The organism is Pirellulales bacterium, assembly GCA_019636335.1.
GTDB lineage: Bacteria > Planctomycetota > Planctomycetia > Pirellulales > JAEUIK01 > JAHBXR01.
The window spans coordinates 1-23,413 of sequence record JAHBXR010000016.1; the positions used below are offsets into that span (position 1 = coordinate 1).

At 63.4% G+C, this 23,413-nt stretch carries 19 protein-coding genes; 3 read left to right on the top strand and 16 right to left on the bottom strand.

Features of this window, described 5'->3' with window-relative positions:
* The coding region (locus KF708_15760; protein MBX3414144.1) for an NAD(P)-dependent oxidoreductase at nt 1-955 on the top strand (955 nt) is incomplete at its 5' end.
* Nucleotides 956-1,013: 58 nt separating this feature from the next.
* Here KF708_15760 and KF708_15765 read toward each other — a convergent pair.
* From KF708_15765 to hisD, 4 genes are all read right to left on the bottom strand, one after another.
* The gene (locus KF708_15765; GenBank protein MBX3414145.1) at nt 1,014-2,210 is read right to left on the bottom strand and encodes a beta-lactamase family protein; all 1,197 of its coding nucleotides are present in this window, start codon (nt 2,208-2,210) and stop codon (nt 1,014-1,016) included.
* A 162-nt stretch (nt 2,211-2,372) separates the two neighbouring features.
* Complete coding sequence (gene hisB / locus KF708_15770) at nt 2,373-2,966, bottom strand: imidazoleglycerol-phosphate dehydratase HisB (GenBank protein MBX3414146.1); 594 nt, start codon at nt 2,964-2,966, stop codon at nt 2,373-2,375.
* Between the two features lies 1 nt (nt 2,967).
* Complete coding sequence (hisC, locus tag KF708_15775) at nt 2,968-3,984, bottom strand: histidinol-phosphate transaminase (GenBank protein MBX3414147.1); 1,017 nt, start codon at nt 3,982-3,984, stop codon at nt 2,968-2,970.
* Nucleotides 3,985-4,013: 29 nt separating this feature from the next.
* The gene (hisD, locus tag KF708_15780) at nt 4,014-5,399 is read right to left on the bottom strand and encodes a histidinol dehydrogenase (protein ID MBX3414148.1); all 1,386 of its coding nucleotides are present in this window, start codon (nt 5,397-5,399) and stop codon (nt 4,014-4,016) included.
* Between the two features lie 352 nt (nt 5,400-5,751).
* Between hisD and KF708_15785 the strand changes: the two genes are divergently transcribed.
* Entirely contained in the window at nt 5,752-6,780 is a 1,029-nt protein-coding gene (locus KF708_15785; protein ID MBX3414149.1) for a low specificity L-threonine aldolase, read from the top strand.
* A gap of 31 nt (nt 6,781-6,811) precedes the next feature.
* Here KF708_15785 and KF708_15790 read toward each other — a convergent pair whose 3' ends face one another.
* The 12 genes from KF708_15790 to KF708_15845 all read right to left on the bottom strand — a co-directional run bounded on the left by KF708_15790 (nt 6,812) and on the right by KF708_15845 (nt 19,876).
* A complete protein-coding gene (locus KF708_15790) occupies nt 6,812-7,369 on the bottom strand; it encodes a cyclic nucleotide-binding domain-containing protein (protein MBX3414150.1) in 558 nt (185 codons plus the stop codon).
* Nucleotides 7,366-8,601, bottom strand: a complete 1,236-nt coding sequence (locus KF708_15795) for a glutamate dehydrogenase (protein ID MBX3414151.1) — start codon at nt 8,599-8,601, stop codon at nt 7,366-7,368. The genes KF708_15790 and KF708_15795 overlap by 4 nt, the downstream gene beginning before the upstream one ends.
* 192 nt (nt 8,602-8,793) lie before the next feature.
* On the bottom strand, nt 8,794-10,209 hold the full coding sequence (locus tag KF708_15800; GenBank protein MBX3414152.1) for a metal ABC transporter permease: 1,416 nt from the start codon (nt 10,207-10,209) through the stop codon (nt 8,794-8,796).
* A gap of 9 nt (nt 10,210-10,218) precedes the next feature.
* Entirely contained in the window at nt 10,219-11,661 is a 1,443-nt protein-coding gene (locus tag KF708_15805) for a hypothetical protein (GenBank protein MBX3414153.1), read from the bottom strand.
* Nucleotides 11,662-11,893: 232 nt separating this feature from the next.
* Entirely contained in the window at nt 11,894-12,076 is a 183-nt protein-coding gene (gene yacG / locus KF708_15810; GenBank protein ID MBX3414154.1) for a DNA gyrase inhibitor YacG, read from the bottom strand.
* A gap of 170 nt (nt 12,077-12,246) precedes the next feature.
* A complete protein-coding gene (locus KF708_15815) occupies nt 12,247-12,561 on the bottom strand; it encodes a zinc ribbon domain-containing protein (protein MBX3414155.1) in 315 nt (104 codons plus the stop codon).
* Nucleotides 12,562-12,599: 38 nt separating this feature from the next.
* A complete protein-coding gene (grpE, locus tag KF708_15820; GenBank protein ID MBX3414156.1) occupies nt 12,600-13,112 on the bottom strand; it encodes a nucleotide exchange factor GrpE in 513 nt (170 codons plus the stop codon).
* 4 nt (nt 13,113-13,116) lie between these two features.
* Complete coding sequence (gene dnaJ, locus KF708_15825) at nt 13,117-14,277, bottom strand: molecular chaperone DnaJ (GenBank protein ID MBX3414157.1); 1,161 nt, start codon at nt 14,275-14,277, stop codon at nt 13,117-13,119.
* A 167-nt stretch (nt 14,278-14,444) separates the two neighbouring features.
* Nucleotides 14,445-16,049, bottom strand: coding sequence for a chaperonin GroEL (groL, locus tag KF708_15830; protein MBX3414158.1), 1,605 nt, complete (start codon nt 16,047-16,049; stop codon nt 14,445-14,447).
* A 72-nt stretch (nt 16,050-16,121) separates the two neighbouring features.
* Nucleotides 16,122-16,427, bottom strand: coding sequence for a co-chaperone GroES (groES, locus tag KF708_15835; GenBank protein MBX3414159.1), 306 nt, complete (start codon nt 16,425-16,427; stop codon nt 16,122-16,124).
* 88 nt (nt 16,428-16,515) lie between these two features.
* Complete coding sequence (groL, locus tag KF708_15840; protein MBX3414160.1) at nt 16,516-18,204, bottom strand: chaperonin GroEL; 1,689 nt, start codon at nt 18,202-18,204, stop codon at nt 16,516-16,518.
* A gap of 613 nt (nt 18,205-18,817) precedes the next feature.
* Nucleotides 18,818-19,876, bottom strand: a complete 1,059-nt coding sequence (locus KF708_15845) for a M42 family metallopeptidase (protein MBX3414161.1) — start codon at nt 19,874-19,876, stop codon at nt 18,818-18,820.
* 421 nt (nt 19,877-20,297) lie between these two features.
* On the opposite strand from KF708_15845, the gene KF708_15850 reads away from it, so the two are divergent.
* Nucleotides 20,298-23,390, top strand: coding sequence for a hypothetical protein (locus KF708_15850; GenBank protein MBX3414162.1), 3,093 nt, complete (start codon nt 20,298-20,300; stop codon nt 23,388-23,390).
* Nucleotides 23,391-23,413 lie beyond the last annotated feature (23 nt).

Consider the following 23,413-nt stretch of genomic DNA (forward strand, 5'->3'; position numbering starts at 1 on the left):
CTCTCAGGCAGTTGCGGCCGCCCCAACCATCGACAAGCCCACGTTCGCCGTTTACGCTACTGGGCTTCATAACGGCGCGCGGGGAACCGATCGACGCGCCGGCTGCCACCTGTCCGAGGAGCACCACATGGCCGAGCGCTCGTTACGCGGAAAGACCATCTTCATCACCGGAGCCAGCCGCGGTATCGGCAAGGCGATCGCCCTGCGTGCCGCGCGCGATGGCGCCAATATCGCCGTCGCCGCCAAGACGGCCGAGCCGCACGCCAAGCTCCCGGGCACGATCCACACCGCCGTCGAAGACATCGAGAAAGCCGGTGGCAAGGGTTTGGCCATCATGTGCGACATCCGCTCCGACGAGCAGGCGGCCGCCGCCGTCGCCAAAACGGTCGAGACCTTCGGCGGCATCGATATCCTGGTCAACAACGCCAGCGCGATCAGCCTCACCGGCACGCTCGAAACGCCCATGAAGCGTTACGACCTGATGCACCAGATCAATGCCCGTGGTACGTTCATGTGCTCGCAGTTGTGCATTCCGCACCTGCGCAAGGGATCGAATCCGCACATCCTGAATCTCGCCTCCCCCCTGAACATGCAGGCCAAGTGGTTCAAGAACCACGTCGCCTACACGATGGCCAAATACGGCATGAGCATGTGCGTGCTGGGCATGTCGGCCGAGTTCGCCGACGACGGCATCGCGGTGAACGCGCTCTGGCCGCGCACTGGCATCTGGACCGCGGCGATCGAACACGTGGCTGGCGCCCAGCTCAAAAGCGCCTGCCGCAAGCCGGAGATCATGTCAGACGCCGCGTATCACATCCTTACCAGCGACAGCCGCACGACGACCGGCAACTTCTTCCTCGACGAAGACGTGCTGCGTCAGCACGGCGTGACCGACTTCGATCAGTACGCGATGGAACCAGGCCACGACCTGCTGCCTGATTTCTTCCTCGATTGATTCGGCGTACGCTGTGCGCGTAGGTCACAAACCCCGTGTGTGACAATGATTGGTGTGGCTACTTCGCAGGCGCTTGCGCCGGCCCCAGCGGCGACACCACATAAATCTGATCGAGCACCTCGAGCATCAGCGAGTTCGCCGTCGGCATTTCATCGAGGTCGACCGTGAGATTCGTCCATACCACGAGTGTCACCTTGTTCTCGGGGTCGTAGCCCATGAACGAGTTGAAGCCGGGTGTCTCGCCGCCGTGAAAGTAGTACTCGTTCGGCCCCCAGCGTATGATCGAGATGCCGTAGCCGTACGCCTGCCCCTCGGGCTTGCTCGGGTCCTCGGACCGAGGGCTGTCCAGCCACACGCGTTGGTATTCGGCGTTGAAGACGCGCCCGGTCGCGAGTGCCTCGATCCAGATGGCCAGATCACGGGCCGTTGAAACCACCCCGCCGGCCGCCGCCGCGAAGCTGTGGTTCAGTGCCGTGTAGTCGTGGGGCAAGAGCGTGCCGGCCTTCGCTTCGGCCACCATCTCGGGCGTGTAAGAAGGCGTGCCGAACAATGCCACCGACGTGCTGCCGTACAAGTAACCGTGTGAAAAAGGTGCGGGAATCTTGTTCGAATCGGCGGTCGGTAGCAGCGTGTTCGTCATGCCGAGAGGTTTAAACAATCGCTCGTGCATCGCTGCGGCCAGCGGTCGGCCATCTACTTTCTCGATGACGAGTCCCAAGAGCGCGTAGTTCGTGTTGCAGTATTCAAACTCGGCGCCCGGTTTTGCCGGAGAGGGATGCTTGAAGGCCAACGCCAAAAGCTCTTCGGTCGTCCACGCCTTGCCAGGATCATGATCGAGTTGCGACGCGAACTCTGCGGAGTTCGTGTAGTTGTAGAGGCCACTCCGCATCTCGAGCAATTCGGCGATAGTGATGAGTTCCCCGTCGGGTACGCCCGGCACGAACTTCGAGATCGGCTCGTCCAGCTTCAGTTTGCCTTCCTGCACCAACTGCAGAATAACGGTCGCCGTCATCGTCTTGGTGTTCGAAGCGATGCGGAAATGAGTCTCCGCGTTTGGTGGCGTCGTTACGCCGAGTTCGGTTGTCCCATAATTGACGGCGAACTCGCCTTGCGGCGTGCGGAGTAGAACCACCGCACCGGGGATTAGCATCTCTTTGGCGGCGGCCGAAATAGTGGCCTGCAGTGCGGCTGCGTCGATCGGCTTCAGCCCGGACGAGGGTGCGGCGTGTTCGGCCAACTCGCTGGCCTGAGTCATCGAGACTTTTTGCGAGTCCACCGACTGCGGCGACGTCGATTTCGGTTCCGCGGTACAACCCGTCAGAAGCAGCACGATCAATGGCGCATGGACAGACACACCGATAGCACGCATGGTCTCGCGCTCCTTACTGAACTTCGACCGAAGACTCGTCGCCAGGCACTACGAGCTTAGCGTGCCCTTGGTGCTCGGCACACCGGTCTGACGGGGATCGTGCTCGACCGCCATGCGCAGGGCGCGGGCCGACGCCTTGAAGATCGCCTCGGCGATGTGGTGCGAGTTCCGCCCGTGGTGCAGCACGACGTGCAGATTGCACAGGGCATTGGCCGCCACGGCCTGCCAGAAGTCCTCGACCAGCTCAGTATCGAAGGTGCCGATCTTGGGCGTGGGAAACGCCGCCTGAAAGACGAGGTAATACCGCCCCCCCAGGTCGACCGCCGATGTGACGAGCGTCTCGTCCATCGGCAGCGTGAAGTGGCCGTAGCGGCGGATGCCTTGCTTGTCTCCCAACGCCTGGCGCAACGCCTGGCCGATGCAGATACCCACGTCCTCGACCGTGTGGTGATCGTCGATGTGCAGGTCCCCCTGCGCACGGACCGCGAGGTCGATGCATGCGTGACGTGCAAAGAGCGTCAGCATGTGATCGAGGAAGCCGACGCCCGTGGCGATCTGTGCGGCGCCGCTGCCGTCGAGATCGAGCTCGACGGTGATGTTCGTTTCGTTGGTCTGACGCTGGATTTTGGCGGTTCTGGACATGCTAAACCATACCGCGCAATAGCGCCAGGCAGGCGTCGATTTGGTCGTCGGTACCGACCGAAATACGCAACCCGTCCCCCCAGCCCGGATAGTCCATGTAGCGGACCAGGATGTTCTGAGCCTTAAGCTGCTCGTACAGAGGTTTCACGGCGATTTCCGGGTGCGGGCACCAGACGAAATTGGCCTGCGAATCGACCGCGTCGAAGCCGAGCTGACGCATTTCTCCGGTCAGCCGGCTGCGCGTGGCGATCACCTTGGCCCGGGTTTCGGCGAGCCAGCTCTGATCGTCGATGGCGGCCGTGGCGGCGGCGATCGAGAGACTGTCGCAGTTGTAGGAATCCTTCACTTTCATCAGCCCGGCGATGATGTGAGGCTGCGCCACGAGATAGCCAAAACGCAGCCCCGCCAGACCGTACGACTTGCTCAAACTGCGCGAGACGAGAATCTTATCGCTACGTTTCACGAGCGACATGCAGTTCGTGTCGGCGAACTCGACATACGCCTCGTCGACCACCAGAGGGCAGGGGAGTCGCTCGGCGATTTCGAGAATCGTCTCGGGCGAAAGCACCGTGCCCGAGGGACTGTTCGGATTGGGCAAAAAGACCAACCGCAGATCGTCTGCCCCCTCGGTAAACTCCGTCGGCAGGGACCAGTCCGCGCGGAAGTAGACTTCCTCGCTCGTCGCCCCCTGAAGCTGCGCCAGCGAACGGTAGAGGATGTAGCTGGGGTAGGGAAGCCGCAGCCGCTGTCGTTCGCTCACGAACGCTCGCGTGACGATCGTGAGAATATCGTCGCTACCGTTGCCGCAGAGGATCCAGTCGGGCTCGACATCGAACAGGGCCGCCGCGCGGTGGCGGAACGCGGTCCCGGTAGGATCGGGATAGCGTCCCAGACCCGTGTTCAGCGCCATCTCCACGGCGCGTCGCACGGCGGGGGACGCCGGGTAGGGGTTCTCGTTCGTATTGAGCTTGATGAACTTGCCCGGCGGCGGCTGCTCGCCCGGCACATACCCCTGCATTGCGTCGATCTCGGGCCGGAAATACGACGTCACGGCGACACCTTGCCTTCCGGCTGCGAACCCTGCAAACGAACATCGACGCTGTAGCGGTGGGCCGTGAGTTGCTCCTTGTCCGCCATGGTTTGTACATCGCCGGCGACCTGTTCCATCGCCACCCGGCTAAAGCTGATCACGCTCGTCGCGCGAACGAAGTCGTTCGACGAAAGGGCGCTCGCATAGCGAGCAGTGCCTCCCGTCGGCAGGACGTGCGAAGGACCAGCCACGTAGTCACCCAGCGCCACGGGGCTGTAGTGACCAAGGAAGGCCGCCCCGGCGTGCGGGATCTGAGCGAGAATTTCTTCGGCGTTTTCGGCGGCGATGTGCAGATGCTCGGCCGCAAGCGAATTGGCCACTTCGGCTGCCTCGCGGGCATCGCGCACCAGGATCAAGGCGCCGAAATCTTCGAGACTCTGTCGCGCCAACTCGCCGCGCGAGAGCTCGTTCAACTGCCGTTCGAGTTCGGCCACCGTGTCGTCGAGCTGCTTCTCGCTCCAACTGACTAGAATACTCGCGCCTGGAGCGTGCTCGGCCTGGGCAATGAGATCGGCCGCGGTGAAATCGGGGCGTGCCGTCTCGTCCGCCACGACGACTACCTCGCTCGGCCCGGCGATCGAATCGATATCGACTTCGCCGAAGACGAATTGCTTGGCAAGCGCTACGAACATATTGCCCGGTCCGACGATCTTGTCGACCTTGGCGATGCCTTCGACCCCATAAGCCAGGGCAGCAACCCCCTGGGCTCCGCCGATACGATAGACCTCGCGGATGCCAAGCTCGTGACACGTGGCCAGCAGGTCGGGATTGTAGGCGCCGAACTTCGTCGGTGGGGCGATCACGGCCAGTTCTCGCACGCCGGCCGCCTGGGCCGGCACGGCCGTCATCAAGACCGTCGATGGGTAGGCCGCCGCTCCGCCTGGCACACAGACGCCCACCCGTGCCAGGGGAAGGTAGCGTTGTGCGAGATAGCCGCCTCCCTCCAGCTCGATCTGCACGTCGCGGGCGAGAATGGCCGATTGAAACCGCATCACGTTGTCGCGAATGCGGCGAATCGTCGCCAGAAAGCTGGCATCAGCCGCGGCGTGTGCCCGTTCGAGCTCGGCGGCGGGAACGCGTAGCGACGGTGCGTCGAGCTGCGCGCCGTCGAGCTTGTGCGAATATTCGAGCAGGGCGGGCATGCCACGCTGGCGGACATCGGTGCAGATGCGCTCGACCACCTGCTGCGGGGTGAGCGGTTCGCCGAACACCTCGATCGTGCGGCGGCGGCCCGCTTCGCTGACGATGTTGCCACGCGGACTCAAACGGTCGCGAATGCGCGCCAAGGCCGCCGACAAATCATCTCGGGCGGCATCGATTCGCGTAATATTCAGTGAAGGCATACGGCAGGCTGGGGAACGACAAACTCATGGGGAAGGAACTGACGAACGCAGCAGAGTCCGATGAGGTCCCGAAGGGTGGGGACACCGCGCGTCGAGCGAGGTTCATTCTCGCCAGCAGAGGGAGATTGCGAAAGCCCCAGAACCACTGGTCAGGACAGACTTTCGGCCCTCCTGGCCCGCGGCTTGCAGCCTGGTCGTGGCGTGCGTTACAACCCGGGCAAGGCTCGGCCGGGCGAACGGGACTCCAAACCAAGTGTCGCGTATGACCGAGCCACACCCGTAAGGAGACGACGTGACCAAGACACGCCCCATCGACCTGCGCAGCGACACCTTGACGCAACCGACCGTGGCGATGCGTCGCGCCATGGCCGAGGCCCCCGTCGGCGACGACGTCTTCGGCGAAGACCCCACGGTCATCCGGCTCGAAGAACTCACCGCCGAGCTGCTGGGCAAGGAAGCCGCCCTCTACGTCCCCTCGGGCACGATGTCGAACCAGCTTGGCGTGCGCACGCACTGCCTGGCGGGAGACGAATTGATCTGCGAGGCCGGCTGCCACATCTACAACTACGAGCAGGGGGGCGCGTCGGTCCTCAGCGGCGTCGCGACGCGCACCGTCGAAGGAGATGGCGGTATCCTGCACGTCGACCAGCTCACCGAGCTCGTGCGACACGAGGATGACCACCTCGTGCGCACCCGGCTCGTCTGTCTCGAGAACACGCACAATCGTGGCGGCGGCCGCGTGCTCCCCTACGATTCGGTCGACTCGATCTGTCGCTGGGCCCACGAACAAGGCCTGCGCACGCATCTCGACGGCGCCCGACTGTTCAATGCGCAAGTGGCCACCGGGATCGCGGCCCGGCAATGGTCCGAACATTTCGACACCGTCAGCGTCTGCTTCAGCAAGGGACTTGGGGCGCCGGTCGGTTCGGCCCTGGCCGGCCCGCGCGATCTCATTCGCCTGGCACGGAGGCACCGCAAGCTCTTCGGCGGCGGCATGCGTCAGGCGGGCGTGATCGCCGCGGGAGCCCTCTACGCGCTCGAGCACCACATCGACCGCCTGGCCAAGGATCATGCCCACGCGCAGAAGCTGGGGGAGGCGATTCGCCAACTCGACGGACTGCAATTGAGCACGCCATCGGTCGACACGAATATCGTCATCTTTCGCGTCGATTCGCGCCTCACCGATGCCGCCACCTTTGCCGGTCGCCTGCGCGAGGCGGGCGTGCTGATGCTGCCCATGAGCCGGCTGGACATTCGCGCCGTGACGCACCTCGATGTGACCGAAGCTGAAATCGAACGCGCCATTCAGATCCTGGGCGATCTCGTCCACGAGCCCTATCGGGGCGACGTCCACGTGCCTCAGAAGTCGTCGTACACGTGACTTTGCCGCGACGCTATCGCGAACCGAGCGGTCAGATGTTCCAGCTCGTGAAGAGACGCTGGCGGAAGCTTTCCCACTCGCCGATGGGGGGCGTGGGGGCCGTCTTGGGCGAATTGCGCACGAGCTCTTCGACCCATTCGTCCATGCGTTCCAACCGATCGGCGAGGCTTTCGATGGCGTTGCAGGCCAGCTTGTACGCGGCGGCCGAACCTTCTTCGACCAGGCGATCGTAATCCTTGCGCGAGATACGCATCAGCTTCACCGGAGTCGTCGCGCGAATGCTCGCCGAGTGGGGCGCGGCGCGAAAGAACGACATCTCGCCGAACTGGCTGTGCGGCTCGAGCGTCGCCAGGACGACCGGCTCCTGATCGCCATTGTCGTGGGCATCCGCAAAACGGACCACCTCGCACACGCCCGACAGCATCACCCACAAATGGCGATCGGATCCGTCCTCGTACAACAACACGTCGCCGGGCTTGAACTCGAGGATCTCGACCGCCTGGCACAAACGCGTGCATTCCTGGTCGGTGAGATCGCGGAAGATGGGCACTTGCCGTAGCGTGGGGAGCAGATTCACTTCTCGGTTCACAGGATTCCTCCCAGGATCGTCGCCCGCCCGACGCGTCCAATGCCGACAATGTAAGCCGCCGTCCGCAAGCTTACCTTACGTTGCGAGGCCAATTCCCAGACGGACTCGAACGCCGACGATAGGATGTGATCGAGCTCCTGGCGAACGCGATTCAGTCCCCACTGATAGTGCTGGCGGTTCTGCACCCACTCGAAGTAGCTGGCCGTCACGCCGCCGGCATTCGCCAGAATGTCGGGCAGCACGATCGTGCCACGTTCGTCGAAGATGGCATCCGCCTCGGGCAGTATCGGGCCGTTCGCCGCTTCGATAATCAACGGCGCCTTCACGCGTGCGGCATTCTCCGCGGTGAAGACGCCCCCCAGCGCCGCGGGGATCAGCAAATCGACGTCGAGCTCCAGCAGTTGAACGTTGGTGATCTTTTCGGCTTCGGGATAGCCGGTGAGCTGTCCCTGATGCTCGAGCGCGTATTGCAGCACGGCCGGAATGTTCAGCCCGCCCGGGCGATAGTAGGCGCCGCTTACATCGCTGACGGCGACCACCTTGAACTCGCTCTCGTGCAGGAACTTCGCCGCGTGCGTCCCCACGTTGCCGAATCCCTGAATGGCGACGCGAGTCTCGGCTGGCTTGCGTTTCAGCCGGGTGGCCAGCTTGTAGGCAAAGATGCCGACGCCGCGCCCGGTGGCCTCTTCGCGGCCGGGCAGGCCGTGCAGTTCGACCGGCTTGCCCGTCACACACGCCGGCGCGAAGCCGTGGTACTTGGAATACTGATTCATGAACCACGCCATGACGGCGGCGTTCGTCCCCATGTCGGGGGCCGGAATGTCCGTGTCGGGGCCGACGAGATCGTGAATCTCGTCGACAAACTTGCGCGTGATGCGTTCGAGCTCCCAGGAGCTGAGCTGCGAGGGGTTGACGGCGATGCCCCCTTTCGCGCCGCCGTAGGGAATGTTGACCACGGCCGTCTTCCAGGTCATCAGGGCCGCCAGCGAGCGAACCTCGTCGAGATCGACATCCTGGTGATAGCGGAGGCCGCCTTTCATGGGGCCGCGCGTGTTGTCGTGCTGCACGCGATAGCCGATGAACGTGGCGATCTCGCCATTGTCGCGTTCGACGGCGACCTGGACTTGAATCTCGCGCTTGGGAGTGGCCAACAGGCGCCGGATATTCTCCGACAAGTCCATCTGGTTGGCGGCGCGATCGAAATAGTATTGCGTGGCGTCGAAGGCCTTCATCGATGCGGCGTTTCCCGAGCGAGTGAGCATTTCCCCAACACGACCGCTCGCGGGCGAGCGCCGACGACGAGCATTCCCTGGTCCCGCTCGAATCATATCCCTGGCCTCTGCAAGGCTCAAGGCGAAGCGTACTCTCGCGACACTGGGCCCGGCGTTTTCGTGAAAAAGGGGGGCTGGGTTTCCAGGATGCTGTCAGTTCTCGTCCGTGGCGCGCGGCGGAATCGCCTTGCCGTGGGGATCGGTCTCGGGGCGATCGAGCGCCTCGGCGATTTCCTCGCGCAACTCGGGACCGATGAAATGCTCCATGGCATGTGCCGAGCGATGGAGGCGTGCGCCGCTCAGATCCTCGAAGTGGCGTTCGAGGAACGTTTCCCACAATCGGTGCGAGCGCACCAACTCCTCGGCAGCGCGTCGTCCGCTGTCGGTCAGGCGATAACCGGCCGCCTCGGGAACGATCTTGCCCTCGCGCACTAGCTTATAGAGCGCCATCCGCTGCACGATCGCCGCGCCACTGCGCCGTTCGCCCAACAGCTTGCGCACAGAGGCCGTCGTGTGCCCTAGTTGCATCTCGTCGAGCCGATAGAGCAGGCCCAGCACGTCCTCGCAGGCGACGCGCAGCCCAAGCAGGTTCTGCCGCACGGCACGCACGAAGACCCCCTGCTTGGGACTGAAGAAGAGCGCCACGACGAACAAGCTGCCCCCCACCACGGCCGTCATGCCCGCGGTGCTGGCGTCGCGCACCGTGTCGAAACCGAGGCGGCTGAAGATCGCCGCGGGGAGCGTGATCGCGGCGACATGGCCCAGCGCGGCGGCGAGCGCCGCCACGACCAGACTCCACACGATCATGAGCCAGAGCCGGTCGGTGAGCAGGTAGGCCGTCGAGGCCGGCACGATGAGCATGGCGATCACCAGGATGCTGCCTACGCTTTCGAAGGCGGCCACCAGCGTGGCCGCGGTGATCGCCATGAGGGCGTAGTGCATCTTGGTGGCGTCGATGCCGAGTGTGGTGGCAAGCCCCGGATCGAAGGCCGCCACGCGCAGTTCCTTGAAGCACAAGGCCACGAGCCCCAGGTTCAACAGCAGCATGGAGCCATTAACCACCGCGGCGCGGGGAATGCCACTCGTGCCCCACGTGTCCATCACGACCGTTTCGATCGAGCCATAGAGGACGCAGTCGGCATCGAGATGAACGCGATCGGCCGCCAGTCGAATCAGGATCAGCCCCAGCGCAAAGAGCGTGGTGAAGACCACCCCCAACGCCGCACTGCTTTCGACATGCCCCAGCTTCTGGATGGCCTCGGTAAAGACGGCCGTCAGAATGCCCAACACGACGGCACCGGCAAACATGGCGGCGTGCCAGGGGGCGGAATAGGGCTCCCAGGCGATCAATCCTGCCGTGCGCAAGGCATGCGTGGCGAGGAAGGCAATCGCGATGCCGGGCAGCGCCGTGTGACTGAGCGCATCGCCCATCATGCTCTGCTGCCGCAGCACGAGAAAGTTGCCGGGCAGGGCGCAAGCCATCGCCGCCAGGGCTCCGGTGATGACGATCCACGTATCGAGCGAGCCCCAATCGGCGAGCGGAGCGACGAGATCGTGGAAGAAGTTCATCGGGTGAGCCTACTGGCCGTCGTCCTCGGGGGGCGGACTGGCGAGGTCGTCGGGGGACTCGCCATTGGTCTCGCCCGGTTCGTGCGGCGCCATGGGCACGCCGGCCGCATCGCGCGCGAGGGGGGGCAGACCGTGGGCATCGCCGACTAGTTCAGTATAGACCTCGTCCATCTCCTTGGCATCGGCGGCGCGGCGGAGCAGCAGGTAGATGGCCGTCGAAGAGACCCAAAAGTACGAAAAGGCAAAGCCGAGGGTGAGCACGCGGACGCAGCCGACCCAGAACGCCAACAGAGAGACGCCAGCGTTTCCCAATCTGCCGAACGACTCGTTTTCGAGGCCCGTCGCCACGGCCATAATCTCGCTCGTGCGTTCGGCCCCTCCCGTGAAGCTGGCGCCCCAAAAGCTGAGTTGGATCACCGAATTGCCGACGAAGGAGACGAGCAACCAGGCCAGTACGCCAAATCCCGCGGCGACAAAGATGTAGAAAACGTAGTGCAACGGGCGCTGAAAAACATAGCTGTAGGAACGGCTGATGCCGTCGAAGAGATCCGTTCCCTCCGAACTGATGGCCGGCCACATCAAGGGCCAGCCAAACGCCAAGCCGAGTAGCAGGATGGCCATCACGAGACCGGCGAACAAGTAGAGAGGCCAAATGATGGCGAGCAGCAGAATGGTGCTGTCGAAGCGCAAGAGCCAGCCGCCGAGTGACATGAAGAGGACTGCCAACAACACTCCCAGCAACGGGAAAACCGGCGCCCAGAAGCACGAGACCCAGTGACCGCGGGCAAAGCCGATCGCGCTGCCGACACTCAATCGCTCTTCCAGCGCCAGCTCGACCGCGGCGATGCGTGTGATGGCTGAAGCAGCGAACGCCCAAACGGCGGTGCCCCACAAGGCGCAGAGCAAGAAGTAGGTGAATCCGGCCAGCGTGAGACGTACGTCGAAGAGTCGCCAAAAGGGTGCGGTCAGCGATTGCCAGACCTGTGCAATTGGGTTTCCTTCGAATTCTGAATAATCTGGCGCGAACGTGATGAAGCGACGGGGACCAAACTCCGATACCACCGCGGCATCTATCGGAATCGGTGCGGGGAGATCGCCAACGGTGATCGTTCGAGGCGCCGTTCCCTCTAAAGGGACGCCGGCTTCAGTTATCAGATAAGCGCTGGGACCATTGAGCGCCGGGACGGCGACAGTGACAGGAACCGACGCCGACACCGACGCGTTCCAGGGCCATACCTGCTGCTGTCGGATGGAGTTGCGCAGCAGTGGATCGTCGGAGCCTTCGAAGAGCCTTCCCAAGGCCCACCAGCCGAGCGACGTGAAGACGATCGCCAGCGCAGCCAGCAGCAGCTTGCGCGGGTCCAGCGCCGGGCGCACCGTGCGGAAGAGAATCAACCAGGGGAAGAGCTCGCGCCACGCAATCTCGCGTAGCGTTCCACGATCGTCGGGCATGAATGGCTCCCAGTGCTCGATCCTTCAAGACGTAGGTGCCAGGATTATGACCGCAGTCCACCCAACCGGCAAGCTCGGCCCAGTTTGTCTACTTGCAGGGTATTCGAATCATGAAAGTCGGGGCTGGAAATCGCCCAGCGTGGCTTCAAATATCACAAGCCGCGGCGTGAGTTTTGAAGTCACGCCGCGGCTTGTGATGGATGTCACTCGACACAACTCGCGCTGGCGCGCGTCACTCCGCCGACTCGCCATCCCCAAACTCTTCGTCGTCGGGGTCGCGCGCGACAGGCACCGAGTAGTCCTCGCCCAGCCACCGCCCCAGGTCGATTTGGCGGCAACGATCGCAGCAGAAAGGCATGCTCGTACTCAACTGCGGATCGAACGGCTGGCGGCAGGTGGGGCAGATGACTGGCATCGATCAGCGTCAACTAGAGAGCTTGAAGACGATTTAACGCAAAGACGCCAAGAATGAGGAAGGCCAGTGTTTTCGCGGACGCAGGTACGGGCGAAGTGGCACAGGCTAGACAGCTTGTTCGCCAGGCTTTGCGTCTCTGCGTCTTGGCGTTAAACCGTCCCGCCTGGACGTTATTCCTTCGCGGCTTTCTTCGAGGAGGACGAGCTGCTCTTCGATTCGGATGACTTGGACTCGCTCGATTTGGATTCGCTCGATTTTGACTCGGACGGCTTGTCGGCGGCGGCCTGTTTCTTGTACGAGTCGCTACGGTAGTCGGTCTGGTAGAAGCCCGAGCCCTTGAAGACGATCGCCGCGCCGGTGCCGAACAAACGGCGCAATTTCGCTTTGCCGCATTCGGGGCACTTCTTCTTCGGGGCCTCTTTGATGCCCTGGAAGAGCTCGAAGCTGTGGTTACAGGCGTCGCAAACGTAGTCGTAGGTCGGCATACGCGTTCCTGGAGCGATGGTCCCGTGAAAAGTGTTCGCTAGCTCGCTTCGCCCGACGAAACGATCACCTGGGTCGGGCGCAACACGCGGTCGCGCAGTTGATAGCCAGGTTGCGCCACCAGCAGCACCGTGCCGGCGGGATACTCGGCGCTCGGTTGCTGTAGGATCGCCTGGTGCTTGTGGGGATCGAAGGCTTCGTGCAGTGCCGAGATGGGCGTGCAGTGGTGACGTGCCAAGACGTCTTCGAGTTGCCGTGCGACCATTTTGAAGCCCTCGAGCAGGCCGGCCGCATCGGGATGCTTCTCGGCGGCCTCGATGGCGCGCCCGACATTGTCGAGCACGGGCAGCAGGTCGGTCATCAACGGGGCCTGGGCGTAGAGCGATTGCTCTTCGATTTCGCGGCGGGCGCGCCAACGCACGTTCTCTACTTCGGCCTGGGCGCGCAGCACGCGGTCTTTCGCCTCGTTCAACTCGACGGCAAGGCGTTCGGCGTCCGAGATCTCGTTCGCGGCCGAGTCGGCGTCATCGTCGGTCTTCGTAGGTTCGCTCATGGTTTCAGTCCTCCGACTTCTCCGTCTCGTCGTGCAGGCTGAAGTATTCCTTCACCCGCTCAAAGAAACTCTTGCGGTGGGGGCTGACGTTGGTGTGCTCGACCTCGGCCAGTTCGCGGAGCAACTCCTCTTCGCGCGGCTCGAGCTTCTTGGGGACTTCGAGGACCACCTGCACGAGCAGATCTCCCACGCCGCGGCGGCGCGGATCGCGCATGCCGCGACCGCGCAGCTTGAACACGGCCCCCGGTTGCGTCCCAGCCGGTATTTCCAATTCTTCGCGACCATCGAGCGTCGGCACTTCGATCGTCGTGCCCAGCGCGGCCTGCGGATACGTCAGCGGCACCTGGCAAATCAGGTGCTGGCCATCGCGATGGAAGAGGGGATGCTCCTTCACCGTAATGAAGACATAGCAATCGCCGCGCGGGCCGCCGTTCGGGCTGGGCTCCCCCTCTCCCTCGATTCGCAGGCGCGTGTCGCTGTCGACCCCTGCCGGAATGCGCACCTCGCGCTTCACACGTTCGAGAACGTAGCCTTCGCCCGAGCAGCCTGGGCAGGGCTCTTTCACGTAGCTCCCCTGGCCATGGCACGAGGGGCAATTGGTCTGCACACGGAAGATGCCGCTGGCCTGCACCACCTGGCCACGGCCGCCGCAGTAGCGGCACGTCTCGCGCTGGGTGCCGGGCTTGGCACCGGTCGCCTGGCAATCGCTGCAGGCGACATGGCGATCGAACTCGATCACCTTGGCAACGCCGCGGGCGGCCTCGATCAAATCGATCGTGACCTGTGAGCGGACATCGGCGCCGCGCCGCTGACGATTGCCCCGACGGCCGCCGCCAAAGATATCGCCGAAGCCGCCGCCACCTCCGCTGAAGATATCGCCGAAGGCCTCGAAGATGTCGTTGATATCGGTGAAGTGGGGCCCGCGCCCCGCGGCGCCGTCGACGCCGGCGTGGCCATAGCGATCGTAGCGGGCGCGTTTATCGGCATCGCCAAGGACTTCGAACGCCTCGGCGGCTTCCTTGAAGCGCGCTACGGCCTCTTCATCACCCGGATTTTTGTCGGGGTGGAATTTGATCGCCAGCCTGCGATAAGCAACCGAGATCTCGTCCTTCGAGACCGTTCGCTCGACGCCGAGCACTTCGTAATAACAACGTTTGGACGCCATAGTGGCCATGGGTCACAAGCCGGCAAAGACAACGCGAGACAGGAAATTATAGGCCTTGCCGCAAAGTTCGTATGCCCCAATTCGATCCGGCACGGCGAAACGGGCCACCCCTTGCGAGGTGACCCGTTGGCGTCGTTCCGATTACGCGCTCGAGAGCCGGCATCCGCTTAGCGGACACTCCCCTCCGGGCGACGCTTGTTCTTATCGTCCTTATCGATGTTGGTCACCAGGGCCTCGGTCGTGAGCATGAGTCCCGAGATACTGGCGGCGTTCTGCAAGGCCGAGCGGACCACCTTCAAGGGATCGATGATGCCTGCCTTGAGCATGTCGACGTACTCGCCCTTGTTGGCGTCGTAGCCGATGTTCGTCGGCTTCTGCAGCACCTCGTCGGCGATGACCGCCCCGTCGATGCCGCAGTTGTTGGCGATCTGACGCATCGGGGCCGACAGCGAGTGCAACACGATGTCGACACCGATCTTCTCGTCTCCCTTGGCCTTGTCGCGGGCCTTGCTTACGGCCTCGCCCGCACGGAGCAGGGCCACGCCGCCACCCGGCAGAATGCCCTCTTCGACCGCCGCGCGCGTGGCGTGCAGAGCGTCTTCGACGCGAGCCTTCTTCTGCTTCATGTCGGCTTCCGAACCCGAGCCGACCGAGATGATCGCCACGCCGCCGGTGAGCTTGGCCAACCGCTCCTGATACTTCTCGCGGTCGTACTCGCTCTCGGTGGCTTCGATCTGGTTGCGGATCTGCTGGATGCGCTTCTGCACGTCGGCCGGCTTGCCGGCGCCCTGGATGATCGTGGTGTCGTTCTTGTCGACCAGGATCTGCTTGGCGCGGCCCAGGTAATCGAGCGAGATGCTCTCGAGTTCCAGGCCCAGTTCCTCGCTGATGAGCGTGCCACCGGTGAGGACGGCAATGTCCCCCAGCATCGCCTTGCGACGATCGCCGAAGCCCGGCGCCTTGACAGCACACACGTTGAGCACGCCGCGCAGGCGATTCACCACCAGCGTGGTGAGGGCCTCGCCGTCGACGTCCTCGGCGATGATCAGCAACGGCTTGCTCGACTGAATCGTCTTCTCGAGCAGTGGGATCAGCTCACGCAGGTTGCTGATCTTCTTCTCGTGAATGAGGATGTAGGCATCCTCGAGCGTGCAGTTCATCTCGGTCGGGTTGTTGATGAAGTAGGGGGACAGGTACCCCTTGTCAAACTGCATGCCCTCGACCAGTTCGAGGGTCGTCTCCATCGTCTTGCCTTCTTCGACGGTGATGACGCCGTCCTTGCCGACCTTCTCGACGGCTTCGGCCAGCAGGTCGCCGATCTCGCGATCGTTGTTGGCGCTGATGGCGCCGATCTGGGCGATCTGCTCCTTGCTGGTCACCGGCTTGGCAATCGAGTGGAGGTACTCGACAGCCGCCTCGACCCCCTTCTCGATGCCGCGGCGCACCGCCATCGGGTTGCTGCCCGCGACGATGTTGCGCGTCCCTTCCTTGAAGATGGCCCGGGCGAGCACGGTGGCAGTGGTGGTGCCATCGCCGGCGACGTCCGAGGTCTTCGAGGCGACTTCGTTGACGAGCTTCGCGCCCATGTTTTCAAACGGGTCTTCGAGCTCGACTTCCTTGCTGACAGTGACGCCGTCCTTGGTGACGGTCGGTCCGCCGAACGACTTGTCGATGATCACATTGTGACCAGTCGGGCCCATGGTGACGGCCACGGCGTCGGCGAGTTTCTCGACGCCGCGGAGCATCTTGGCCCGCGCCTGGTGCTCGAACATGATTTGCTTAGCCACGATCTCCGGCTCCTCTCAAGTAGAGTTCGGGTGGTGTGTAGAGAGCGGCGAGGGGCCTTAGGCCAAGACCTTCGCCAGGATGTCCGACTCGCGGAGGATCTTCACGTCGCGACCGCCGACTTCGATCTCGGTGCCGGCGTACTTGCCGAAGATCACCTCGTCGCCGACCGAGACAGAAAGCTGGCCGCGCTCGCCGCTGTCGAGCAGCTTGCCGGGGCCGACCGAGACTACCGTGCCACGCTGCGGCTTCTCCTTGGCGGTGTCGGGCAGCACGATACCGCCGGCCGTGACCTGCTCGGCTTCGTGTGGCTCGACAACAACGCGGTCATCCAACGGTCGCAGCTTCAGGCTGTTCTTGGACATCGATATCACTCCTGGATTCGTTGTATGTGTTTGGTGCTAGTTCGATTCGTGAAGGAAGAGACTATGGGCCGCTGAGGCCGCACGGGGTTTACATCATGCCGCCCATGCCACCCATTCCGCCCATCCCCATACCTCCCATTCCGCCCATGCCACCCATGCCACCCATGCCATGGTCGTCGTGGTGGTGGCCCGCTTCTTCCTCTTCTTCCTTGGGGATCTCGGTGATGAGGGCCTCGGTTGTCAGCAGCAGGCCGGCTACGCTGGCGGCATTCTGCAGGGCAGTCCGCACGACCTTGGCCGGATCGATGATTCCGGCGGCCACGAGATCGCCGTACTGGTCGCGGTCGGCGTCGTAGCCATCGTTCTTCCCCTTCATCTGACGGACGCGATTCACGACGACCGCGCCGTCGAGGCCGGCGTTGTCGGCGATCGAGCGCAACGGAATGTCGAGGACGTTCTGGATGATGCGTGCGCCCATCGCCTCATCGCCGGGCAGGTTGAGCCCTTCGAGGGCCTTGGCGCTGCGGAGCAAGGCGACACCACCGCCGGGGACGATGCCTTCTTCGAGCGCGGCCTGCGTGGCGGCCTTGGCGTCTTCGATCAGGGCCTTGCGTTCCTTCATTTCGGTCTCGGTCGCGGCGCCGCAGTTGATCTGGGCCACGCCACCGGCGAGCTTGGCGAGGCGTTCTTGCAGCTTCTCGCGATCGTACTCGCTGTCGGTCACGTCGATCTCGCGGCGAATCTGCTCGGCGCGGCCATCGATCTCGGCCTTCTTGCCACCGCCGTTGACGACCGTGGTGTTCTCCGAGTCGATGATGAGCTTCTTGGCCGTGCCCAGGTCGGAGAGCTTCACGGCGTCGAGCTGGATGCCGAGATCCTTGAAGATCGCCGTGCCGCCGGTCAACACCGCGATGTCGCCGAGAATCGCCTTGCGGCGGTCGCCATAGCCGGGCGCCTTGACGGCACACACGTTCAAGATGCCGCGCATCTTGTTGACGACGAGCGTGGCGAGGGCCTCGCCTTCGACGTCCTCGGCGATGATCAACAGCGGCTTCTTGGCCTTGCTGATCGCCTCAAGCAACGGCACGAGGTTCTTGGCGCTCGAGATCTTATCTTCGTAGATCAGGATAGCGCAGTTGTCGAGTTCGACGGTCTGGTTGTCCTGGTTCGTGACGAAGTGTGGGGAGAGATAGCCGCGGTCGAACTGCATGCCTTCGACCACTTCGACGGTCGTCTCCATCTGGCGGCCTTCTTCGACCGTGATGACGCCGTCCTTGCCGACCTTGATGAAGGCGTCGGCCAGCACTTCACCGATCGTGGGGTCGTTGTTGCCCGCGATCGAGGCCACCTGCATGATCTGCTTCTTGTCCTTGTCGTTGACCTTGGTGGCCATCTTCTTGATCGCCTCGACGATGGCGTCGGTGGCCTTGGTGATGCCCCGGCTGAGGGCCATGGGATCGTGACCGGCGGCGATCATCTTCAGACCTTCGCGGAAGATGGCGTCGGCCAGCACGGTGGCCGTGGTCGTGCCGTCGCCAGCGACGGTGTTCGTCTTGCTGGCGGCCTCGCGCACGAGCTGCGCGCCGAGATTCTCGTACGGGTCTTCCAACTCGATGTCTTCGGCCACAGTGACGCCGTCCTTGGTCACCTTGGGCGAGCCCCAGCCCTTGTCGAGCACGGCGTTACGACCACGGGGGCCGAGCGTGCTGCGGACCGTTTTGGCCAGCTTCGACACTCCAGCCGCCAGCGGCTGCCGAGCTTCGTCATCAAAGACCATCTGTTTTGCCACAGCCATTTCCTCCTGTAGGTGCCCTGCGGGGGGTTTTGATTTTTCGTTTGGTGTGCAGGAGCGGGTTGTATTTGGTGGGAGTTGCCACCGCAGGTGGGGCGGCAACGGTCGTTTCGGTTCACGGCGGCTGCCAAAGCATGCTCGACGAAGACCGCGCAACCGCACGGCGTCAACTTTTGGCAGTCGGCGGTGTTTGTGGCCCGTAGAAACGCACTCCGCGTGCCCAGGACTACATTAAACACAAACTCACGGCGCAACCCACTGACACAATGAGACTTGCAACTCAGGGCATGACACTACCGGCCAGCCACGTTGCGTTGGTGTCCCACGACGAATTGCCAAAATGGCAGTTCAAATTGAGTTGCCACTGTCGGTCGGGATTTCAACTCACGTCGAAGCCGTCCTTGCCTTGCGAGTCCAAGAACACCGATCCCCTGGACCGGGTGACTCGCCTCGGGCGCCGAAACCGACTTGGGATGAGCGGGAACACAAGGAACACTAATCGGCACTAATTCCCACTAATCAATCATTAGTGTTGATTAGTGGGAATTAGTGTTGATTAGTGGGAATTAGTGTTGATTAGTGGGAATTAGTGTTCCGTTTACGGCACAAAGTCCGACTCGGCGTCGATGGAGAGGGCGAATTCGGCCAGCAGGTCAGCGGCGTGGTCGATGTCTTCTAGGGAGATCATCTCGACCGGGCTGTGCATGTAGCGGTTGGCGATGCTGACCAAACCCGTCGCCATGCCGCCGCGGTTCACTTGCATGGCGTTGGCGTCGGTGCCGGTGGCGCGGCTTTCGCCCACGATCTGATAGGGGATCTTCTTCTCCTCGGCGGCGCGGAGCAGTCGCTCGACGACGCGGGGATTCATGTTCGGACCCCGGGCAATCACCGGTCCCTTGCCCAAGGCCACGTCCCCCTCTTCCTTCTTGTCGACCGTCGGGCAGTCGGTCGCATGTGTGACGTCAACGGCGATACCGACTTGCGGGTCAATGCTGTGCGAGCTGGTCTTCGCCCCGCGCAGGCCGATCTCTTCCTGCACGGTCGAGACGGCGTACAAGGCACAGCGGAGCTTTTTCTGGCAGGCGCGGCGCATGGCCTCGAGCACGACCCACAGACCGCACTTGTCGTCCATGGCGGGCGAAAAGGCCATGTTGTTCCGCAAGTCGCGGTAGTCGAGATCGAGCGTTACGGGATCGCCAATCCGCACGATCGAGAGGACCTCTTCCTTGTTCTTCGCGCCGATATCGATCCACAGATCCTTCATCTTGGGAATCTGCTTCCGCTCTTCGTCCGTCAGCAGGTGAATCGCCTTGCGCGCGATGATGCCCTGCACGGGCCCGCCGTCGGTCCAGATGGTCATCTTCTGTCCGATCAGCACCTGCACGTCCCAGCCGCCGATCGGCTGCACATAGATGAAGCCGTCGCCGTCGACGTGCTGCACGAGCAGGCCGATTTGATCGCAGTGGCCGGCAAACATGAGCCGCAGAGGCGCGCTGGTATTGGCCGCGGCAATGACGTTGCCGTGCAGATCGGTAGTCACCTTTTCGGCAAAATCGGCGACATACGCCCGGACGAGATCTTGGACGGGCCGCTCGTACCCCGAGGGACTGGGGGTTTCGAGGAGCTGACGCAGGAACTTACGAGCTCGATCATCCATGAGTATTCGTCCGGTGACGTGGGGTGAGGGATGGTGCCGGTTGTAGCGATTCGCAAGCTGCCGAGCGAAGTAGGGCAGCCGGAAACAACCTATCCGGGGCATGGGGCGGGCAGCAAGGGGCAGGCGTGATTCGCTTGCCGCACTTCGCGCGCGTCGATAGGCTGGAAGTTGACGCGCAGCGCGGGACCGAAGTGACCGTGACAACAGAACTTGTCGCGATCCCGCCTCGAGCGCCGCGTGATCAGCGGTGCAGCGCCGGTACCGGAACCCAGCGCGACGCCCACACCTCCAGCCCACCGATCCGCGACACCGAGGCCGGCAGCGCCAGGGCGGTTCCGCCACTTGTCGACGCAAGCGACCTGGTCGACGTTGCGGCTCGCTGGCCCGCACTGGTTCGTGGACCTGGCGAGAAAGCCACCGGATGAAGCATTGCCCGCTCGCACGCAAGACTTGCCGCCTGGCGCTTTTGGCGCTGGTGCTGGGTTGTCTTGCGCGGAGCGCGGGGGCCAAGGAGCCCTTCGAGGCCTTCCTCGAAGCGCTGCGCCAACGGCAGATGTTCGATACGGCGCGCGAATACCTCGAGACGATGAGCACGAGTCCTCTGATCAGCGACGAGCAGAGGTCGACGATCCCCTTTCAACGGGGACGCATCTTGATGGACGAGGCGCGTGCGCAGCAGCGGATGGCCGACCGCCTGGCCCTGCTCGATCAAGCTCGCGCGCAGTTCGAGCAATTCCTCCAGGCATCGCCCGAGCACGCCCTGACGGGCGAAACCTCGCTCGAACTGGGCAACGTGCTCGTCGAACGGGGACGGGCGTTGATCGAAGCGGCACGCCGGCCCGCCGAAGCCGCGTCGCGCGAGCAGAACCTGGCCGAAGCTCGCAAGTTCTGTACAGAAGCGGAAAAAGTCTTCGCCGCCTCTCAGACTCGCTTCGACGAGGAACTGAAAAAGTTTCCTTCGTTCATCGATAACAAGGACACGGCACAACTCGAGGCGCGCAATCGCGCGCTATTCAATGCCATGCAGGCACGGCTGCTCAAGGCCACCGTGATCTACGAAACGGCCGCGACGTACGACGAGGGGAGCCGCGAACGCAAGAAGCGGCTCGAAGCGGCGGCCGCCGCCTTTGGCGAAATCTACGACGAATACCAGCGTCGCCTGGCCGGGCTTTATGCCCGCATGTATCAGGCTCGCTGCTTTCAAGATCTCGGAGATCTGCCACAGGCCTTGAGCTATTACGATGATCTTCTGGCCCAGCCCGACGAACCGGACGAATTCCGGATCTTGAAGCGCAAGACGCTACGTCTGGCGATGATGTGCTGGCTGGACGAACGTCAGAACAAATATGACGAAGCGATCCGGCAGGGTGAATCTTGGCTCTCGCAAGCGCGCGGCAACGAGGCCGAGCTGCCGGAGGGACTCGCTATTCGCTGGCTGACGGCGCGCGGTTATGAGCAACGTGCCGCGAGCCTGGACGCCAAGGATCCTCGACGCGCCGGAGATCATCGGCAGGCGGTGACGCACGCGACCGCCGTCGCTCGACTGCGCGGCGAGCATCAAGACGACGCGCGGGCCCTCGTGGCCCGGCTGCGACCACGCGGCGATGGCGCCGTCGAATTCACCGATTTCGCCACGGCGTTCGACGCCGGCAAGGGCTTGCTGGACGACGTTGCGGCCTTGCAGGCGACGTTGCAATCGCTCGAGATGGCCGGGGCCGAAGAATCGCAGCGAACCGAGGCCCGCGACGCGGTCAACGCCGCGCGCACCCAGGGGATGAAGTTGTTTCGCCAGGCGCTCGCGCTGTGTACGCCGGAGGTCTCGCTCGACGAAGTCAATCAGGCGCGTTATTTCCTCTGCTATCTGCACTTCACCGCGGGGGACTACTACGAGGCGATCGTCTTGGGCGATTTCCTCGCCACGCGATACCCCTCGAGCGCGGGGGCCAAGCCCGCCGCCAAGATCGCCCTGGCCTCTTACCTCGAGCTGTACAACGCCGCGTCGGTGAACGAACGTGCCTTCGAGACGGCGGGAATGGTGTCCTTCGCGGAACAGATGGCCAAGAGCTGGCCCGCCAGCCCGGAAGCGGATGAGGCTTGGATGCTGCTGGCGGATCTCTCGCTGCGTTCGGGAGATTTTACGACGGCCGCGCAACACCTCGAACACATTGCGGCCGAGTCTTCGCGTTTCAACGAGGCGCAGCTCAAGGCCGGCCAGGCCTATTGGGCGGCTTATCTCACGGCCGCGCGGAGCAATGACAGCCGCGCGAATACGGCAGAACTGAGCCAGCTCGCCTCGCAAGCCAAGACGCTCCTCGAACGTGGCTTACAAACGCGTCTTGAAGGTAAAGCTCCGCCGCCAAGTCCGGCTGAATTGGCCGCCGAGCTGTCGCTCGCCCAGCTCTATCTCGACGCTGGCGACTACGCGCGCGCCATGCAACTCGTCGATCGCCCGGAGACGGGCGCTTTGGCCTTGCTCGAAGCCCAGAGTCCTCTCTTCGCCCAAGCCAGTCTCGCCAGCGAGGCCTACATGGTGGCGCTGCGCGCCTTCGTGGGCTCGGGGCAGCTCGACAAGGCCGACCAGGTCATGAAGATCCTCGACAGCCGCGCCGCCGAGTCGGGAGAGAACGCCGCCGCGATGACGCGCGTTTACATGAATCTCGGCGTCGAGCTGAAGGAGCAGATCGAGCGGCTGAAGGAGGAGAACAAGACCGACCAACTGCAGGCCGTGCTGAAGACGTTCAATCAATTTCTCGACCGCATCGCCGCGCGCGAGCAGTCCCATAACTTCGCCTCGCTGAGTTGGATGGCCGAGGCCTATTACTCGCTCGGTGAAGGGCTGAGCGCCGGCGACGAGCTTTCGCCCGACGTGCAGCAGTATTTCGAGCGGTCGGCCAAGGCGAGCCAGCAGATCCTCGAGCGTGCGCAGACCGATTCGCAATTCGTGCCGCAGCCCGCCGCGCTGCTCGCGGTGCGATTGCGCTTGGCGCGCTGCGATCGGCGTTTGTCCAATTACCAGTCGGCGTTGAGGCAGATTACGTCCCTCTTGGGAGAGCAACCGAACTCGCTCGAAGGACAGATGGAAGCTGCCCACATTTATCAGGCCTGGGGCAAGGACGATCCCGAGTCGTATGGTCGCGCGTGGCGCGGCCGCAAAGTGAAGTCGAGCGACGGTCGACTGGTCGACATCTGGGGCTGGAACGGCATCGCCGCGCGCCTCCGCGGCAACGAACGCTACCGAGACTTCTACTACGAGGCGCAACTCAACCTGGCAACCTGCAGCTACCTGCAGGCGATGACCAAATCGGGGGGGGAGCGCGCGACTGAGTTGAATGCGACCTCGCGCGTCATCGCGGCACTGGCCAAAGTACATCCCGAGCTTGGCGGAGAGGCGTGGCGACCCCGATTCGATGCGCTCTTGAAGAATGTGCAGCGCGAACTGGGGCAGCAGCCCCTGGGCCTGCCTACACTGGAACGGGGAACGACGGCACAAGAACCCTCGCGGCGTGCCGCCTGAGGTAGCGAGAAACAAATGAGAGA

What these genes read in the sequence shown, in the direction of transcription:
- KF708_15765 (MBX3414145.1), bottom strand. Translation starts at nt 2,210, where the DNA reads ATGACTCAGGCCAGCGAGTTGGCCGAACACGCCGCACCCTCGTCCGGG.
- hisB (MBX3414146.1), bottom strand. Translation starts at nt 2,966, where the DNA reads ATGTCCAGAACCGCCAAAATCCAGCGTCAGACCAACGAAACGAACATC.
- hisC (MBX3414147.1), bottom strand. Translation starts at nt 3,984, where the DNA reads ATGCAGGGGTATGTGCCGGGCGAGCAGCCGCCGCCGGGCAAGTTCATC.
- hisD (MBX3414148.1), bottom strand. Translation starts at nt 5,399, where the DNA reads ATGCCTTCACTGAATATTACGCGAATCGATGCCGCCCGAGATGATTTG.
- KF708_15785 (MBX3414149.1), top strand. Translation starts at nt 5,752, where the DNA reads ATGCGTCGCGCCATGGCCGAGGCCCCCGTCGGCGACGACGTCTTCGGC.
- KF708_15795 (MBX3414151.1), bottom strand. Translation starts at nt 8,601, where the DNA reads ATGAAGGCCTTCGACGCCACGCAATACTATTTCGATCGCGCCGCCAAC.
- KF708_15800 (MBX3414152.1), bottom strand. Translation starts at nt 10,209, where the DNA reads ATGAACTTCTTCCACGATCTCGTCGCTCCGCTCGCCGATTGGGGCTCG.
- KF708_15805 (MBX3414153.1), bottom strand. Translation starts at nt 11,661, where the DNA reads ATGCCCGACGATCGTGGAACGCTACGCGAGATTGCGTGGCGCGAGCTC.
- yacG (MBX3414154.1), bottom strand. Translation starts at nt 12,076, where the DNA reads ATGCCAGTCATCTGCCCCACCTGCCGCCAGCCGTTCGATCCGCAGTTG.
- KF708_15815 (MBX3414155.1), bottom strand. Translation starts at nt 12,561, where the DNA reads ATGCCGACCTACGACTACGTTTGCGACGCCTGTAACCACAGCTTCGAG.
- grpE (MBX3414156.1), bottom strand. Translation starts at nt 13,112, where the DNA reads ATGAGCGAACCTACGAAGACCGACGATGACGCCGACTCGGCCGCGAAC.
- dnaJ (MBX3414157.1), bottom strand. Translation starts at nt 14,277, where the DNA reads ATGGCGTCCAAACGTTGTTATTACGAAGTGCTCGGCGTCGAGCGAACG.
- groL (MBX3414158.1), bottom strand. Translation starts at nt 16,049, where the DNA reads ATGTTCGAGCACCAGGCGCGGGCCAAGATGCTCCGCGGCGTCGAGAAA.
- groES (MBX3414159.1), bottom strand. Translation starts at nt 16,427, where the DNA reads ATGTCCAAGAACAGCCTGAAGCTGCGACCGTTGGATGACCGCGTTGTT.
- groL (MBX3414160.1), bottom strand. Translation starts at nt 18,204, where the DNA reads ATGGTCTTTGATGACGAAGCTCGGCAGCCGCTGGCGGCTGGAGTGTCG.
- KF708_15845 (MBX3414161.1), bottom strand. Translation starts at nt 19,876, where the DNA reads ATGGATGATCGAGCTCGTAAGTTCCTGCGTCAGCTCCTCGAAACCCCC.
- KF708_15850 (MBX3414162.1), top strand. Translation starts at nt 20,298, where the DNA reads ATGAAGCATTGCCCGCTCGCACGCAAGACTTGCCGCCTGGCGCTTTTG.